Annotated in this window: 14 protein-coding genes; 6 read left to right on the top strand and 8 right to left on the bottom strand. The window is 63.3% G+C overall.

What is annotated here, in order from left to right; all coding sequences use genetic code 11:
- Position 1 precedes the first annotated feature (1 nt).
- Positions 2 to 973, bottom strand: a complete 972-nt coding sequence (locus tag EOC94_RS19670) for an AraC family transcriptional regulator (protein WP_095488245.1) — start codon at positions 971 to 973, stop codon at positions 2 to 4.
- Between the two features lie 92 nt (positions 974 to 1,065).
- Between EOC94_RS19670 and EOC94_RS19665 the strand changes: the two genes are divergently transcribed.
- Entirely contained in the window at positions 1,066 to 2,277 is a 1,212-nt protein-coding gene (locus tag EOC94_RS19665) for an MFS transporter (RefSeq protein ID WP_127292786.1), read from the top strand.
- Between the two features lie 63 nt (positions 2,278 to 2,340).
- Here EOC94_RS19665 and EOC94_RS19660 read toward each other — a convergent pair whose 3' ends face one another.
- On the bottom strand, positions 2,341 to 2,913 hold the full coding sequence (locus EOC94_RS19660) for a helix-turn-helix domain-containing protein (RefSeq protein ID WP_127292783.1): 573 nt from the start codon (positions 2,911 to 2,913) through the stop codon (positions 2,341 to 2,343).
- Positions 2,914 to 3,007: 94 nt separating this feature from the next.
- Between EOC94_RS19660 and EOC94_RS19655 the strand changes: the two genes are divergently transcribed.
- Positions 3,008 to 3,916, top strand: a complete 909-nt coding sequence (locus tag EOC94_RS19655; protein WP_127292780.1) for an SDR family oxidoreductase — start codon at positions 3,008 to 3,010, stop codon at positions 3,914 to 3,916.
- Positions 3,917 to 3,953: 37 nt separating this feature from the next.
- Here EOC94_RS19655 and EOC94_RS19650 read toward each other — a convergent pair whose 3' ends face one another.
- On the bottom strand, positions 3,954 to 4,301 hold the full coding sequence (locus tag EOC94_RS19650; RefSeq protein ID WP_127292778.1) for a GFA family protein: 348 nt from the start codon (positions 4,299 to 4,301) through the stop codon (positions 3,954 to 3,956).
- 119 nt (positions 4,302 to 4,420) lie between these two features.
- On the opposite strand from EOC94_RS19650, the gene EOC94_RS19645 reads away from it, so the two are divergent.
- A complete protein-coding gene (locus tag EOC94_RS19645; RefSeq protein ID WP_127292775.1) occupies positions 4,421 to 5,716 on the top strand; it encodes an amidase in 1,296 nt (431 codons plus the stop codon).
- Positions 5,717 to 5,727: 11 nt separating this feature from the next.
- Here the strand turns inward: EOC94_RS19645 and EOC94_RS19640 are convergent, their stop codons facing one another.
- Genes EOC94_RS19640 through EOC94_RS19620 form a run of 5 tightly spaced genes read right to left on the bottom strand, consistent with a single transcriptional unit; the run spans position 5,728 to position 9,969 of the window.
- Complete coding sequence (locus EOC94_RS19640) at positions 5,728 to 6,114, bottom strand: hypothetical protein (protein ID WP_127292772.1); 387 nt, start codon at positions 6,112 to 6,114, stop codon at positions 5,728 to 5,730.
- Between the two features lie 42 nt (positions 6,115 to 6,156).
- Entirely contained in the window at positions 6,157 to 7,137 is a 981-nt protein-coding gene (locus EOC94_RS19635; protein ID WP_127292769.1) for a hydroxyacid dehydrogenase, read from the bottom strand.
- A gap of 1 nt (position 7,138) precedes the next feature.
- Complete coding sequence (locus EOC94_RS19630) at positions 7,139 to 7,852, bottom strand: FadR/GntR family transcriptional regulator (protein ID WP_126104826.1); 714 nt, start codon at positions 7,850 to 7,852, stop codon at positions 7,139 to 7,141.
- A gap of 2 nt (positions 7,853 to 7,854) precedes the next feature.
- A complete protein-coding gene (locus EOC94_RS19625; RefSeq protein ID WP_127292767.1) occupies positions 7,855 to 9,024 on the bottom strand; it encodes a mandelate racemase/muconate lactonizing enzyme family protein in 1,170 nt (389 codons plus the stop codon).
- 57 nt (positions 9,025 to 9,081) lie between these two features.
- A complete protein-coding gene (locus EOC94_RS19620; protein WP_127292764.1) occupies positions 9,082 to 9,969 on the bottom strand; it encodes a sugar phosphate isomerase/epimerase in 888 nt (295 codons plus the stop codon).
- Positions 9,970 to 10,365: 396 nt separating this feature from the next.
- On the opposite strand from EOC94_RS19620, the gene EOC94_RS19615 reads away from it, so the two are divergent.
- From EOC94_RS19615 to EOC94_RS19605, 3 genes are all read left to right on the top strand, one after another.
- The gene (locus tag EOC94_RS19615; RefSeq protein ID WP_127292761.1) at positions 10,366 to 11,421 is read left to right on the top strand and encodes a sugar phosphate isomerase/epimerase; all 1,056 of its coding nucleotides are present in this window, start codon (positions 10,366 to 10,368) and stop codon (positions 11,419 to 11,421) included.
- A 156-nt stretch (positions 11,422 to 11,577) separates the two neighbouring features.
- On the top strand, positions 11,578 to 12,765 hold the full coding sequence (locus tag EOC94_RS19610) for a Gfo/Idh/MocA family oxidoreductase (RefSeq protein ID WP_127292758.1): 1,188 nt from the start codon (positions 11,578 to 11,580) through the stop codon (positions 12,763 to 12,765).
- Between the two features lie 229 nt (positions 12,766 to 12,994).
- Positions 12,995 to 13,849, top strand: coding sequence for a sugar phosphate isomerase/epimerase (locus EOC94_RS19605; RefSeq protein ID WP_127292755.1), 855 nt, complete (start codon positions 12,995 to 12,997; stop codon positions 13,847 to 13,849).
- Positions 13,850 to 13,866: the final 17 nt, after the last annotated feature.

The raw sequence follows: 13,866 nt of genomic DNA, 5'->3' as shown, positions 1-13,866 counted from the left end.
TTTAGCCGGCTTGGCGGGTCTCAGCCTGTTCCTCGGCCCGGAAATGGCTGGGAGCCGACCCGATGACGCGCTTGAACGCCCGACTGAAGGACGCGTCGGATTCATAGCCCAGGCGAGCGGCGACGACGGAAATCTTCAGCCGGTCGCGGACTAGCCATTGCCGAGCCTGGTGCATCCTCACCTGGGTGACATATCTCGCCGGGGTTTCGCCGACGATCGTCGCGAAGCGTTCCGCGAAACCCGATCGCGAGGCGCCCATCATCCTGGCGAGCGTTTCCACGGTCCAATCGCGGTCCGGTTCGAGGTGGATTGCCGCCAGCACGCGGCCGATCTCGCGGTCTCTCACCGCCGCGATCCATCCGGACGAGTCGCCGCAGCCGCGCTCGACCCACGAGCGGATGACGGTGGCGGCGAGCACATCGGCAAGCCGTGCGAGGATGCCGCCGGATCCGACGCGCTCCATCGTCACTTCGCGGGCCATGGCTTCCAGCAGATGCGGGATGCCGGGTTCATAGGCTTCCAACTCGTGCGCGCGCATTACGTCCGGCATCATGCCGAGCAATGGGTGCAAACCGTCGAGATTGAAATACATGCTGCCGAAAAACAGCAGCGTCCCCGGCCGGCGACCTTCATTGGACATGCAGTAAACGTCCTTGCAGACCTCGGCGACCTTGTAGCCCTGGATCGGCGAAGCCTCGATACCCGGCTCGCTCGCCAGGACGTGTGCCGCACCACGCGGCAGCAGCACCGCGTCGCCCGCCTTGAGCTCCACCCATTCGCCGGACGGCTGCAGCAGCCAACATCCCTTGCGGCCGATGAAATGAAACCGTGCCGCCGTCTGGGCCGGAAACTGGAGGCCCCAGGGCTCCTGCATTTCACAGCGGCCGTATTCGACGCCGTCGAGCCGTAACCCGCGCAATATGTCTGTCAGCGGATCGCCGGTGATCGGAACTTTGGACGAATAGTCAAGCATGATGGTGTTTCTAGCATGGAAACTCCAGGCGGTCACTCCCTATGTTGCATTGCAGCCAAATACTGCGCTGCAACCAGACCGGAGATTCCATCATGACCGAACCCGCGACAGGCGTCATGGACGCCGTTCTTGATCCCGCGGAAACCGACGAACGAGCCGAGCCGGCGTGGGGGGCGGTCGTGTCCCTTGCGCTTGGGGTGTTTGGGCTGGTGACCGCAGAATTCCTGCCTGCCAGTCTGCTGACGCCGCTGGCGCAGGACCTCGGCGTGACGGAAGGGACTGCGGGCCAAGCGGTGACAGCGACGGCCGTTGTCGGCGCGATAGCCGCTCCGACCATGGCCATCATCACCAAACGCCTGGACCGCAGGCTGGTCATGTGGGGACTGACGGTGCTGCTGATCCTGTCGAACCTGGTGGCGGCGTTTGCCTCCTCGCTTCCCGTTCTTCTGATCGCTCGCATCATGCTCGGGATCAGTCTCGGCGGCTTCTGGTCGATGTCGGCGGCCATGGCGATGCGGCTTGTACCGATGCGGCTGATGCCGCGCGCCATGTCGATCATCCTCACCGGCGTTTCGGTGGCGACGGTCTGCGCCGCCCCGGTCGGTGCCTATGTCGGCGACATCTGGGGATGGCGAACGGCCTTCATGATCGCAGCTGTTGTCGGCGCCCTGGCGCTGCTCGTGCAGATCGCCACCCTTCCGAAGCTGCCGCCGGCGGGCGTGGCAAGCGTTCGGACCTTGCTGGACGTGATGAAGCGCCCGATGATCAGGATTGCGCTTCTGGTGGTCCTGCTGGTCGCTTCGGGACACTTTGCCGGCTTCACCTATGTCCGCCCGTTTCTCGAAAAGGTGCCCGCGCTGGATATCGAGACGATCTCGCTTGTGCTGCTCGCCTACGGCATCGGTGGCTTCTTCGGCAATTTTGCCGGTGGCTTCATGGCCGAGCGCAGCCTCAAAACCGCCGTCGGCCTGGCGCCTTTGCTGATTGCTGTGGCCGCGGTGTTGCTGCTTACTCTCGGAGCCTCGCCAGTCGTTGCGGCGATAGCGGTTGCCGCCTGGGGCTTTGCCTTCGGCGCGGTGCCGGTCGGGCTGCAAACCTGGCTGGTGCGAGCCGCTCCCGACCAGGCTGAAAGCGCCGGCGGGCTGATGGTCGCCACGTTCCAGGTGGCCATTGCGCTGGGCGCCGTTTTCGGCGGCCTGCTGGTCGACAACGCCGGCGTTGCCAGTGCGTTCGCCTATTGCGGGATCGCGACGTTGCTGGCGGCCTTGGCGGCGTTCCTGCTTGGTCCGAGGAGCGCAACCTAAGCCATCCGCGCGTGCGTCCAACGTAGGACGCCTCTTGCCTCCAAGAAATGGCCCGAAAATCGGTTATGGTTTTCGGGCCGTTGCGATTGCGGCGACGAAACGGCCCAGACTATCTTCGACGTAGGATGCAACTTCGACTTTCGGGTCGAAACTCCACCAAAGCAGCGAACCTTGCCAGTGCGATGCCATCAGCAGGCCGATGTCCAACGGCGTGTTGGCCACCGAAGCAAAGCAAGAGTCGAGGATGTTGCACAGGGATGCCTTCCACGATGCCCCTCGCGCGCGAAGCACCGGATCGCGCAGATCTTCACGCAGGACGAGCAGGCCCTCGGCATAGGATTCAATGCCGCCATAGTCTCGCGACAGCGCCACCATCAGCCCGATCGCTCCACCAGGGGTTCTTGGGATCGTCTTCGACAGCCTCGCCGTCTTGTCATCAAGCCGGTCCCATGCCTGCAACAGAGCCCTCTGCTTCAGAGTGGCCTTGCTTTTGAAACGCTGCACCAGCGTCGAGCCGGACAGCCCGCAGGCTACGGACAGCCGCTCAAAGGTGAGCGCTTCCGGGCCATGCGCATGGATCAGCCGGTTCGCCGCTTCGAGCACGTCTTCGTCGGACTGGGTTTTTGGCCGGGGCATCTTGACATCCATTTATAACCGAATGATCATTTATATATTATGGCACCGGCAGAGACCAGCACCTCCTGGTCGAATCGAGCTTTGGGAGAGCCTAATGACGCTTCGTGGAAAAGTCGCTCTGGTCGCGGGCGCCACGCGTGGCGCCGGCCGAGGCATTGCAGTCGAACTGGGCGCTGCCGGCGCGACTGTTTACGTCACCGGCAGGTCGACGCGCGGGCATCCGTCCGAATATGCGCGTCCTGAAACCATCGAGGAAACGGCGGAACTGGTTTCGGCGCTTGGCGGCAAGGGCATTGCCGTGCAGGTCGATCAACTGATTTCGGAAGACGTGCGCAAATTGGTCGACCGAATCCGTGCGGAGCAGGGCCGTCTCGATATACTGGTCAACGACATCTGGGGCGGCGAAAAGCTGTTCGAATGGAACAAGCCGGTCTGGCAGCACAATCTCGAGAACGGCCTGCGCATGCTCAGGCTGGCAATCGACACGCACCTGATCACAGCTCACCACGCGCTGCCCTTGCTGATCGAGCGTCCGGGTGGGCTGCTTGTCGAGGTCACCGACGGCACCTCCGAGTATAATGCAGACCACTATCGGCTTTCCCCGTTCTATGACCTCGCCAAAGTGTCAGTGACCCGCATGGCCTGGGCCCATGCCCAGGATCTTGCCCCGCACGGTGCCACCTCGATTTCGCTGACACCCGGCTGGCTGCGTTCGGAAATGATGTTGGAAGCTTTTGGGGTGACGGAGGATAACTGGCGTGATGCGACAGCGAAGGTGCCGCATTTCATCATTTCGGAGACACCGCGCTTCGTCGGCCGCGCGGTGACGGCGCTGGCGACGGACGCCGATCTCTCACGCTGGAACGGGCAGTCGCTGTCCAGCGGCGGGCTGGCGCGGGTTTATGGCTTTACCGATCTCGACGGCTCGCGGCCCGACGCGTGGCGCTACGTTCCCGAGGTTCAGGACGCCGGAAAACCTGCCGATGCGACGGGGTACCGTTAGACCGCTCGAACGCTGGGAGCCGGCAATAGTTTCGGTTTCAGGCCGCGCGGCCGTCGAAGTCGAAAATCGACACAGCGTCCAGATCGAGATCGTCTATGCAATGGATGTTGACGTAGGCGCTTCGTTCGCTCCCTTCGCTGACATCCTCGGCGAAGGGATGGATGCCGCAGGTCCGGCAGAACCGGTGGGCGATGACATGGTTGCCGAAAGTGTACCGGCCAAGATCGTCACCCCAGGCAAGCACCCGCAATGCCGCATGCGGCACGGCCCATAGCAGTGCGCCCTTGCGCGAGCAGATCGAGCAATTGCATCGCACGGCTCCGGTCAGATCGCCTTCGACCTCGAAGGCGATCTGACCGCAGTGGCAGCTGCCTTTGTAGAGCATCAGGTCTCCTCCTTCTTTCGACAGGGTGCAAATGTGCTTGTGCCGGGTTATGTCTCTGCAGGTCACGCACCAGTCGTTGCCTGTAAGACGTTGCAGGCGTCCGGAGTCCGACACCGAAAATGCAATCTGCCCGCGACCGCCTCGAAGTCGTCCTTTCGCGTCTCGCCGTCCGCGCGGACAATGAAAGCGTATTCGTAAAACTCTATCCGGAAGCCGGGCGGGCAGCAGCCGATGCCGCCGATATCAGGCGCAAGGCCGGCGTGACGCTCGGACCGCTCGACGGAGCGATTGTGTCGATCAAGGATCTGTTCGACGTCGCCGGCGAGCCGACCACAGCCGGTTCGTTGTTGCTCGGCACCGCGGCGCCGGCGCTGTGGGATGCCGTCATCGTTCGACGATTACGGCAGGCGGGTGCCGTCATCTTCGGCAAGACCAACATGACCGAATTTGCCTTCACCGCGATCGGCGTCAATCCGCATTACGGCACGCCTGGCAATGCGACCGACACCAGCCGGATTGCGGGCGGCTCGTCTTCAGGCGCCGGCGTTTCGGTCGGCGAAGGCACGAGCGAGATCTCGATCGGTTCCGACACCGGCGGTTCGGTCCGCATTCCGGCGTCGCTGAACGGTGTCGTCGGCTTCAAGCCGACCGCACGGCGTGTGCCACGCGGTGGCGTTTTCCCGCTGTCCAACACGCTCGACTCCATCGGCCCACTCGCGCGCACCGTTGCCGAATGTGCCGCAGCCGACGCGGTGATGGCGGGCGAGGAGCCTGTGGCACTGGTTCCGCTTCCGCTTGCCGGGCTGCGCATCGGCGTTCCGCGCGGCGTGCTCTTCGAGGATATGGAAGAAGAGGTCGCGGCGGCGTTCGACCGATGTGTTGGCAAGGTAGAGCTTGCGGGCGCGCGTCTCGCCGATCTGTCCATCGATGACCTCCTTGCCGATTTGCGCGCGGTAACCAAGCGGGCCTCGATCGCGGCAATGGAGGGCGCCGAGGTCCATGCAGATTGGCTGGCGGCAGGTGCGACGACACCGGTCGATCCGCGGGCGAGCGAGCCACTGTCGCGCGCTGCCGCCGTTCCGGCCACAGCCTATATAAGGGCAATCCGCCGCCGCACGGCGCTTGTCGCCGCCATGGACGAGCGGCTGGCGTCTGTCGATGTGCTGGCACTGCCGGCCACGCCGGTCACCGCGCCGACTATCGTGTCAATGACCAGCGACGAAGTTCTATGTGAGCATACGGAAGGGCTGCTGCTGCGCAACACCCAGGTCGCCAACCAGTTCGACCTCTGCGCGATCTCGCTGCCGATGCCGGGAATGGCGCGCCCGGCCGGGCTGATGCTGGTGGCGCGCAACGGCCACGACCACCGTCTCCTGCGCATCGCTGCGGGGGTCGAGGCATTGCTTGGCCGTTGAAGACGTGAACGTCAGTGTGACGAACAATGGCCGCGTTCGCTGTCCCTGGACGCTCGTTCGATACCGGTCGCGACCAGCCATGGCAGAGTGTATCGCTTGCCGTTGAGGGTCTGGGTCCGGTTCTCGATGGAGCCGAGAACCACGACCTTGCCGGCGTAGAGCTTGTCCGAGAGATCGAGCGCCTTGTCCTCCCGCGGCAATTCATCGATGTCGATCGACACGCCCTTGATGATCTTGCCGGTGGCAAGGTCGAGCGCGCTGTTCGACGGACAGGGCGCCATCACGCAACGCAGACCGTTGTCGCAATAGACATAACTGCTCTCGGCCGCCGCACCCGCGGGCAGGACGCAGATCGAAAACATGGCAGCAAGCAGCGGCGTGCGGCGGACAACGAGCATGGGTCCAGCGTCATGGAGAAATGGGGCGAAACGGCGATGGCGCTACGCGTCGGCCGGAAACCGCCGCCGGTAGTGCTCGACCACTTCGGGATTGCGCAGGTTGACCGGCAATTTGTTGGCCAGCACCAGCAAGGTTTCATCAGCCGACCCGACGCCCATGCGCATCATCGACTGCTCGGTTATCCCTGCCATATGCGGGGTGACGATGACATTGTCGAAGCCGAAATAGGGATGATTGGAAGGCAGCGGCTGCGTCGCGAAGACGTCGAGCGCGGCACCGCCAATACGGCCCTTGTGCAGCGCTTCGATCAGCGCGTCGTCGTCGATCACCGGCCCGCGCGAAATATTGATCAGCAGCGCATGTGGCTTCATACGAGCGATGCGCTCGCGGTTGATCAGGCCGCGCGTCTCCGGTGTCAGCGGGCAGCACAGAACGATGATGTCGCTCTGCTCGACCAGCGCGTCGATCGACAGAAAGCCGACCCTGTCCAGCGCCGGCCCCATGCTGCGCGTCGTCGCCACCACGTTCAGGTCGAAACCATGCGCCGCTATGTGGCCGACTGCCTGTCCGATAGCGCCAAAGCCGACAATGCCGATCGTCTTGCCGGCGAGCTCGCTGGCGAGAGTGGTGTGGTCGCGGCCGGCCAGCCAGCCCTTCGCCCGCAAGTCGCGGTCCACCAGGCGGAAACGCCGAAGCAGCGCCAGGGCCGCGAACATCACGTATTCGGCGACCGACCGTGCATTGACCGCGGGCACGTTGGCGACCAGCACGCCGGCTGCAGTGGCCGCTTCCATGGGGACCATGTCGAGCCCGGCACCGTGGCGGATTGCGGCCCGGAGCTTCGTCGCGCCCTCGAAAAGCGCTGATGGCAGCGGCGCGCGAACGATGATGATATCGGCGTCCCTCGCCTCAGTCGCCAGCGTGTGCGCATCGAGGGCGGAGGCGACGACGAGTTCACCGGCACCGGTCAGCATGGCGGAGGCGCGCGGGTGCAGCGTGTGCGTCGACAGGATTCTAGGCATATCAGACCTGTTCGAGCGCTGGGCTTTGAGTTTCTTCGCGACCTTCGATCAGGCCTTTCCAGTAGCTCTCCGCGCCTTGCAAATGGGCGCTCATCAGCGCCTGGGCGAGGTTGCCGTCGCGGCGCAGCAGCGCCTCGTAGATCTGGATGTGCTCGGCGTGCGAGCGCACGCTGCGTTCGGGATCGTTGAAATAGATCGGCAGGCGTTGCTCGCCCATCATGTAATAGACGCTGCATATGTTGTGAAAAACGCTGTTCTTGGTTGCTCGCACGATCTCAAGGTGAAACTCGCGGTCCTCCTTGGCGAGGCCTTCGCCCGCAGCAATGCGATCCTCCGAAGCCTTCAGGATTTCGCGCAGCCGCTCGAAATTTTCCTCGGTGGCACGCGAACAGGCAAGCTCAGCGGCCTTGATCTCGTGGATCTTGCGCAACTCGACCGTCTCGTAGATCATAATCGGGTCGAGTGGCAGGCCGGCCCGCGCAAACAGTGCCATCGCCTCGACGCTGGGCTGCTTGGTGTCGATATAGATGCCGGATTTGGCCCGGCGCTCGACGATGCGCATGGCTTCGAGGATGGCCAGCGCCTCGCGGATCTGGCCACGGCTGACGGCGAAATGCTCCGCCAGTTCACGCTCAGACGGCGTTCGGCCCGTCGCCTTGTCGGAATGGGAGAACAGATAGGCGGCGAGTTCCGCGAGGAGGTTCTTTTCTTTCATGATCAGCCGCGTAGCGCGTGCGCCTCCAGGAACCGTTCCGAAAGGGTGAATCCCAGTCCGGGCTTCTCGGGGATCGCTATCATACCGTCCTTTGCTTCGACAGTCTCTTCGATAAGATCGTGGATCATCGGGTTGGCGCCGAGCGAATATTCGACGGTAAAGCTAGCCGGCGAGGCAGCGCAGACATGCAGCCCGGCAAAGAAGCAAGGGGCGCCGGCCCACAGATGCGGCGCGAAGCGCAAATTGAAGGCGCTGGCGATGGTGCCGATCTTCATCGCCTCGCTGATGCCGCCGCAGAAGGCGGGATCCGGCTGGAAAATATCGGCCGCTTTGAGCATGGCGAGGTCGCGGAACGCATAGCGCGTCGCCTCGCTTTCGCCGGTGGCGATCGGGATGGAGCCGGACGCCCGCACTTCGGCCATCCCAGGCTTATCGTCTGCGATGACCGGCTCCTCGAACCAGGCCAGATCGAGATCGCCGGCGAGATGGATGAAGCGCTTGGCCTCCGCCACAGTGTAGGTGCCATGCGCATCGACCATCAGGTCGACTTCGGGGCCGAGCGCCTGTCTTGCGGCGCGGACGCGGGCGGCGGAATTGTGCGGGGTGCCGTCCATCGCGCCGATCCGCATCTTCAGCGCCTTGAAGCCGCCCTTGGCGATATAGGATTTCAACTGGTCGCCGATCGCCGCGGTCGAGGCCCAGCCGCCGGAAGCATAAGCCGGCATGCGGTCGAGCTTGCGGCCGCCGAGCAGCCGCCAGACCGGAACCCCCAGCGACTTGCCCAGAATATCCCACAATGCGATGTCGACGGCACTGATCGCCGCGACACTGATGCCGCGCCGCGCCAGTTGCGGCATGGCGTGGCCGTTTTGGGCGGCGCTGTCGTGGCGCACGCCATTGTAGAGCATCTCCCAGATCACCCCGATGTCAGCCGGATCGCAGCCGATCAGCTGCGGGCCGACCTCGTGGTTCAGCATGTGGACAAGGGCGCCGTAGCTGCCGGTGCTGCCGGCGGCATTCTTGCCTTCGCCCCAGCCGACCAGCCCATCAGCGGTCTCGATGCGCAAGATGGCGGCGTCGAACGTCGTCACCTGACCGAAGTCGCTGCGATGCTGCTTCGCGGCTTCGATCGGTATGCGGACCCACCAGGCTTGGACCGTCTTGATGCGCATGTTCATCCCCGGCCCTGCCGCCGGTCAGGGCGGAAGGCTCATTCCCAAACGGACCGACTACTTGATCAGCGGCAGCAGCGTTTCAGCATTGATGCGCATCTGGTCGGTGTAGAATTTCTCCGTGAGCACGCTGGAACCGTGGTCTTGGATGAACTTCAGCTGCTCCGGCGAGATATCGACGGGATTGCGTTCGACCATGTCGGGATAGGGAGCGGCCGGCGTGCGGTCGACAGGGGCGACGAATTCGTTGGTCAGAGCGCCGTCGTAGCCGACTTCCTTCAGCGTGCCGACGATCTTCGGCCAGTCGATCTGTCCAAGACCGGCGGCGAAGCGGTTGTTGTCGGCGACGTGGAAGTCGAACAGGCGCTTGCCGACCTGCCGGATGGCGTCATAGACGTTAAATTCTTCCATGTGGATGTGGTAGGCGTCGAGGCAGACACCGCATTCGGGGCTGACCGCATCGGCCAGCGCCAGCGCCTGGGCGCCACGGTTAAATAGATAGGTCTCGAAGCGGTTGAGCGGCTCGACCGCGATCTTGACGCCGACCTTCTTGGCATGGGTGAAACACTCCCTGGTGGCGTCGACCACCCATTTCCATTCTTCGTCTTCGGTGCCGTCCGGCACCACCTTGCCGACGGTCGCGGGAACGAGGGTGATGATCTCGCCATCGAGCTCGCTGATCATGGTCAGCACGTCCTTGACGTACTGCACGGAGCGCTCGCGCTGGCCCTGGTCCTTGGCGGCGAGATTGCGCTCGCCCAGCATCAACGTCACCGCCCCCCAGCAGCGGATGCCGTGCTCCTTCAGGAGCGCACGCGTCTCGTTGGTCTTGTACTGCTCGGGCTCGCCGGAAATCTCGATCGACTCATAGCCGAATTTCTTGATGCGCTTGAGCGTCGTCTCCAATGGTTCCGCCCGCATCCAGTTGTGCGTCGAAAGATGCATGGTCTGTCCTTCCCAGAATTCGCCTGTAACAGCTCGCCTGCAACGCACCCATCGGAGCGCGCAGCACGATTCCTCCCCAAGGCGCTCCAGCGTTCTTCGTAAACTGGTTCGACCAATTGGGCCTGAAGCGAGGTCTACAGCAATTTGATCTGAACGGCAAGAAGCGCAGGATTACCGCTCTGATGCCTGGCTTACCTCATTGATTACATTGCAATATGTCGCGCAACTCGGCATGGTTGCAGGCTTCGGATGGCAAGCAAGGTGGCTTGACGAGATTTCGACGTTTGGTAATACCAGAATAGCGGTGCGTAACGCACTGTGCGAAAAGACCAAAGAGGCTGGCCCTGCTTTCAATCGGCGCTATGCTTGGTCGTGGAAAAATTAGGGAGGATGCCGATGCCGTCGACGATGAAGGGGCCTGGGCTGTTTCTGGCGCAGTTCGCGGGCGATGCCGCGCCGTTCAACTCGCTGCCGTCGATCACCAGGTGGGCGGCCGGCCTGGGCTACAAGGGCGTGCAGATCCCGACCTGGGACAGCCGGCTGTTCGACCTCGAGAAGGCGGCGTCTTCCCAGGCGTATTGCGACGAGGTGAAGGGCATCTGCACCGAGGCCGGCGTCGAGATCACCGAGCTGTCGACGCACCTGCAGGGGCAGTTGGTGGCAGTGCATCCGGCCTATGACGCGCAGTTCGACGGTTTCGCGCCGCCAGCGGTGCACAACAATCCTAAAGCCAGGCAGCAATGGGCGGTCGAACAGATGAAATTCGGCGCCAAGGCTTCGAAAAACCTTGGGCTCAAGGCGTCGGTGTCATTTTGTGGAGCGTTGGCCTTCCCCTACCTTTATCCGTGGCCGCAACGGCCGGCGGGATTGATCGAGGAGGCATTTTCCGAACTCGGCAAACGCTGGAAGCCGATCCTCGATATGTATGAGGACAATGGCGTGGACCTCGGTTACGAGATCCATCCGGGTGAAGACGTGTTCGACGGCGCGACGTTCGAGATGTTCCTCGACGCGGTGGGCGGCCACAAGCGCTGCAACATCAATTACGACCCGTCGCATTTCCTGCTGCAGCAGCTCGACTATCTCGAATTCATCGACATCTATCACGAGCGGATCAAGGCGTTCCACGTCAAGGATGCCGAGTTCAATCCGACCGGACGGCAAGGCGTCTATTCCGGCTATCAGAGCTGGACGAACCGAGCCGGGCGTTTCCGCTCGCTCGGCGACGGACAGGTGGATTTCGGCGGCATCTTCTCCAAGCTCGCCCAATATGACTACGATTCATGGGCGGTGCTGGAATGGGAGTGCTGCCTGAAGCATCCGGAGGACGGTGCGGCCGAAGGCGCTCCCTTCATCGAGCACCACATCATCAGGGTGACGGAAAAGGCGTTCGACGATTTCGCCGGCGGCGCGACCGACAAAAAGGTGCTGCGAGCCATGATGGGAATCTAGCACGGCTTCCCTCCCCTCGAGGGGAGGGTCGATCCGCGTAGCGGATCGGGGTGGGGTCGCTGGGCGTAGAACTCGGCATGAACCGACCCCTCCCGGCCCTTCGGGCCACCCTCCCCTCAAGGGGGAGGGGTATCTCAGACGACGAGGGAGAAAATCATGGTCGGCGCATCGAAGTCGGAAACGGGAGGCGGCCCGATCCGCTACGGCATGGTCGGCGGCGGGCAAGGCGCCTTCATCGGTGCCGTGCACCGGATCGCGGCGCGCATGGACAATGAGTTCGTGCTGGTGTCAGGTGCCTTATCGTCGGATCCGGCACGTGCGAAAGCGTCCGCCGCGGAACTCGGGCTCGATCCCACGCGCAGCTACGGCTCTTTCGCTGAGATGGCCAAGGCCGAGGCCAAGCGACCGGACGGCATCGAAGCGGTAGCCATCGTCACGCCCAACAATGTGCACGTGCCGGCGGCGAAGGCATTTCTCGAAGCCGGCATTCACGTCATTTGCGACAAGCCGCTGGCGACGACGTTGGCGGAAGCGAAGAAGCTGGCGGCACTTGTTGAAAAGACCGGCAAGGTCTTTGTGCTCACCCACAACTACACCGCCTATCCGATGATACGGCAGGCGCGCGAGATGGTGGCCAAGGGGCAGCTCGGCGACATCCGGATCGTGCAGTCGGAATATCCGCAAGACTGGCTGACCGAAGACCTCGCCGCCACCGGCCAGAAGCAGGCGTCCTGGCGCTCCGACCCCAAGCAGGCCGGCGCTGGCGGTGCGCTGGGCGACATCGGCACGCATGCCTACAATCTCGCGCGCTTCGTCTGCGGGCTGGAGCTTGATTCGCTATCGGCAGATCTCGATGCCTTCGTGCCGGGGCGGCAGCTCGATGACAATGTCAACGTGATGCTGCGCTTCAAGCCGGTCGGCAAGTCGCACCCGGCCAAGGGCATGATCTGGGCGAGCCAGGTGGCGCCCGGCCACGAGAACGGGCTGAAGCTGCGCATCTATGGGTCGAAGGGCGGGCTTGAATGGGTGCAGGCCGATCCGAACTATCTCTGGTACACGCCGTTCGGCCAGCCGAAGCAGTTGATCACCCGCAATGGCGCTGGCGCGCTGCCCGTCGCCGGGCGGGTCAGCCGCGTTCCGTCAGGCCACCCGGAAGGCTATCTCGAAGGTTTCGCCAACATCTACCAGGAGGCGGCCCGCGCCATCCGCGCGGCGCGCCGCAAAGGCGGCAAGCCGGCTAAGGACGTCATCTTTCCGACCATCCAGGACGGTGTCGAAGGCATGGCGTTCATCGAAGCCTGCGTGAAGTCGTCGAAGAAGAACGGGGCCTGGACGAAGCTTTAATCGCTGCGCCCGGTTAACGGGAAGTCCCCCTCACCCGGATTGCCAGCCGAATTGCAAGGGCAATTCGGCTGGCAATCCGACCTCTCCCCGAGGGGAGAGGAGATCGCCGGCGCTGGCGTCTGCCTCTCCTCCCCAGCGGGGAGAAGGTGGCCGCGAAGCGGCCGGATGAGGGGGCTTGTGGCGAAGTCGGCGGAGGAGCCAGCCGGCTGTCAAAGGGGAGGGAGCGTCGATGAAAATCGGCATGTGCATGTTTTTGTGGACGACGGCCGTATCGAAGAAACACGAGCCACTGCTCAGGGATATCAAGGCGACCGGCTTTGATGGTGTCGAGATTCCGGTCTTTTCCGGCACGCCCGACGACTACACAAAACTTGGCGCGCTGCTCGACCGCATCGGACTGGAGCGCACCGCGGTTTCGGCAATGGGCGATCCGGCGATGAATCTGATCTCGGCCGATGGCGGAACGCGCAAGGCCGGCATCGATTATATGAGATGGGCGATCGACTGCTCCGCTGCGCTCGGCGCCAGCACGCTGAGCGGCCCGCTGCATTCGACACTCGGCGCCTTTTCCGGCAGTGGGCCGACGGCGGCGGAGAAGAAGCGCTCCGTTGCCTCGCAACGCGCCATCGGCGACCATGCCGGCAACAAGAACGTCACCATCGGGCTGGAAGCACTCAACCGCTTCGAATGCTATCTGCTCAACACGATGGACGACTTGTCGGAGCATGTCGACGCAATCGACCGGCCGCACATCAAGGCGATGTACGACACCTTCCACGCCAATATCGAGGAAGCCGACCCGATCGGCGCCTATACGCGCAACCGCAGGAATATCGTCCATATCCATATTTCGGAGAACGATCGCGGCGTGCCTGGGCGCGGCCACATTCCGTGGAAGGAGACGTTTTCGGCCATCCGCAAGAGCGGCTATGACGACTGGCTGACGATCGAGGCCTTCGGCCGCTCGCTGAAGGATTTGGCGGCGGCAACCAAGGTCTGGCGCGATTTTTCGGAAAGCCCGGAAGCCGTCTACCGCGACGGCTACAAGCACATCAAGAGCGGCTGGAAGAAGGCTGGTGCTTAGGACGCAGCCGAGCCTTC

Source organism: Mesorhizobium sp. M6A.T.Ce.TU.016.01.1.1, from assembly GCF_003997065.1.
Lineage (GTDB): Bacteria > Pseudomonadota > Alphaproteobacteria > Rhizobiales > Rhizobiaceae > Mesorhizobium > Mesorhizobium mediterraneum.
This window is presented reverse-complemented; position numbering and strand designations above follow the sequence as displayed.

Bases quoted from the DNA above. Each gene is read 5' to 3' on its own strand.
- EOC94_RS19650 (WP_127292778.1), bottom strand. From the start codon at position 4,301: ATGCTCTACAAAGGCAGCTGCCACTGCGGTCAGATCGCCTTCGAGGTC.
- EOC94_RS19670 (WP_095488245.1), bottom strand. From the start codon at position 973: ATGCTTGACTATTCGTCCAAAGTTCCGATCACCGGCGATCCGCTGACA.
- EOC94_RS19620 (WP_127292764.1), bottom strand. From the start codon at position 9,969: ATGCATCTTTCGACGCACAACTGGATGCGGGCGGAACCATTGGAGACG.
- EOC94_RS19625 (WP_127292767.1), bottom strand. From the start codon at position 9,024: ATGCGCATCAAGACGGTCCAAGCCTGGTGGGTCCGCATACCGATCGAA.
- EOC94_RS19665 (WP_127292786.1), top strand. From the start codon at position 1,066: ATGACCGAACCCGCGACAGGCGTCATGGACGCCGTTCTTGATCCCGCG.
- EOC94_RS19615 (WP_127292761.1), top strand. From the start codon at position 10,366: ATGCCGTCGACGATGAAGGGGCCTGGGCTGTTTCTGGCGCAGTTCGCG.
- EOC94_RS19640 (WP_127292772.1), bottom strand. From the start codon at position 6,114: ATGCTCGTTGTCCGCCGCACGCCGCTGCTTGCTGCCATGTTTTCGATC.
- EOC94_RS19660 (WP_127292783.1), bottom strand. From the start codon at position 2,913: ATGCCCCGGCCAAAAACCCAGTCCGACGAAGACGTGCTCGAAGCGGCG.
- EOC94_RS19610 (WP_127292758.1), top strand. From the start codon at position 11,578: ATGGTCGGCGCATCGAAGTCGGAAACGGGAGGCGGCCCGATCCGCTAC.
- EOC94_RS19645 (WP_127292775.1), top strand. From the start codon at position 4,421: ATGCAATCTGCCCGCGACCGCCTCGAAGTCGTCCTTTCGCGTCTCGCC.
- EOC94_RS19605 (WP_127292755.1), top strand. From the start codon at position 12,995: ATGAAAATCGGCATGTGCATGTTTTTGTGGACGACGGCCGTATCGAAG.
- EOC94_RS19655 (WP_127292780.1), top strand. From the start codon at position 3,008: ATGACGCTTCGTGGAAAAGTCGCTCTGGTCGCGGGCGCCACGCGTGGC.
- EOC94_RS19630 (WP_126104826.1), bottom strand. From the start codon at position 7,852: ATGAAAGAAAAGAACCTCCTCGCGGAACTCGCCGCCTATCTGTTCTCC.
- EOC94_RS19635 (WP_127292769.1), bottom strand. From the start codon at position 7,137: ATGCCTAGAATCCTGTCGACGCACACGCTGCACCCGCGCGCCTCCGCC.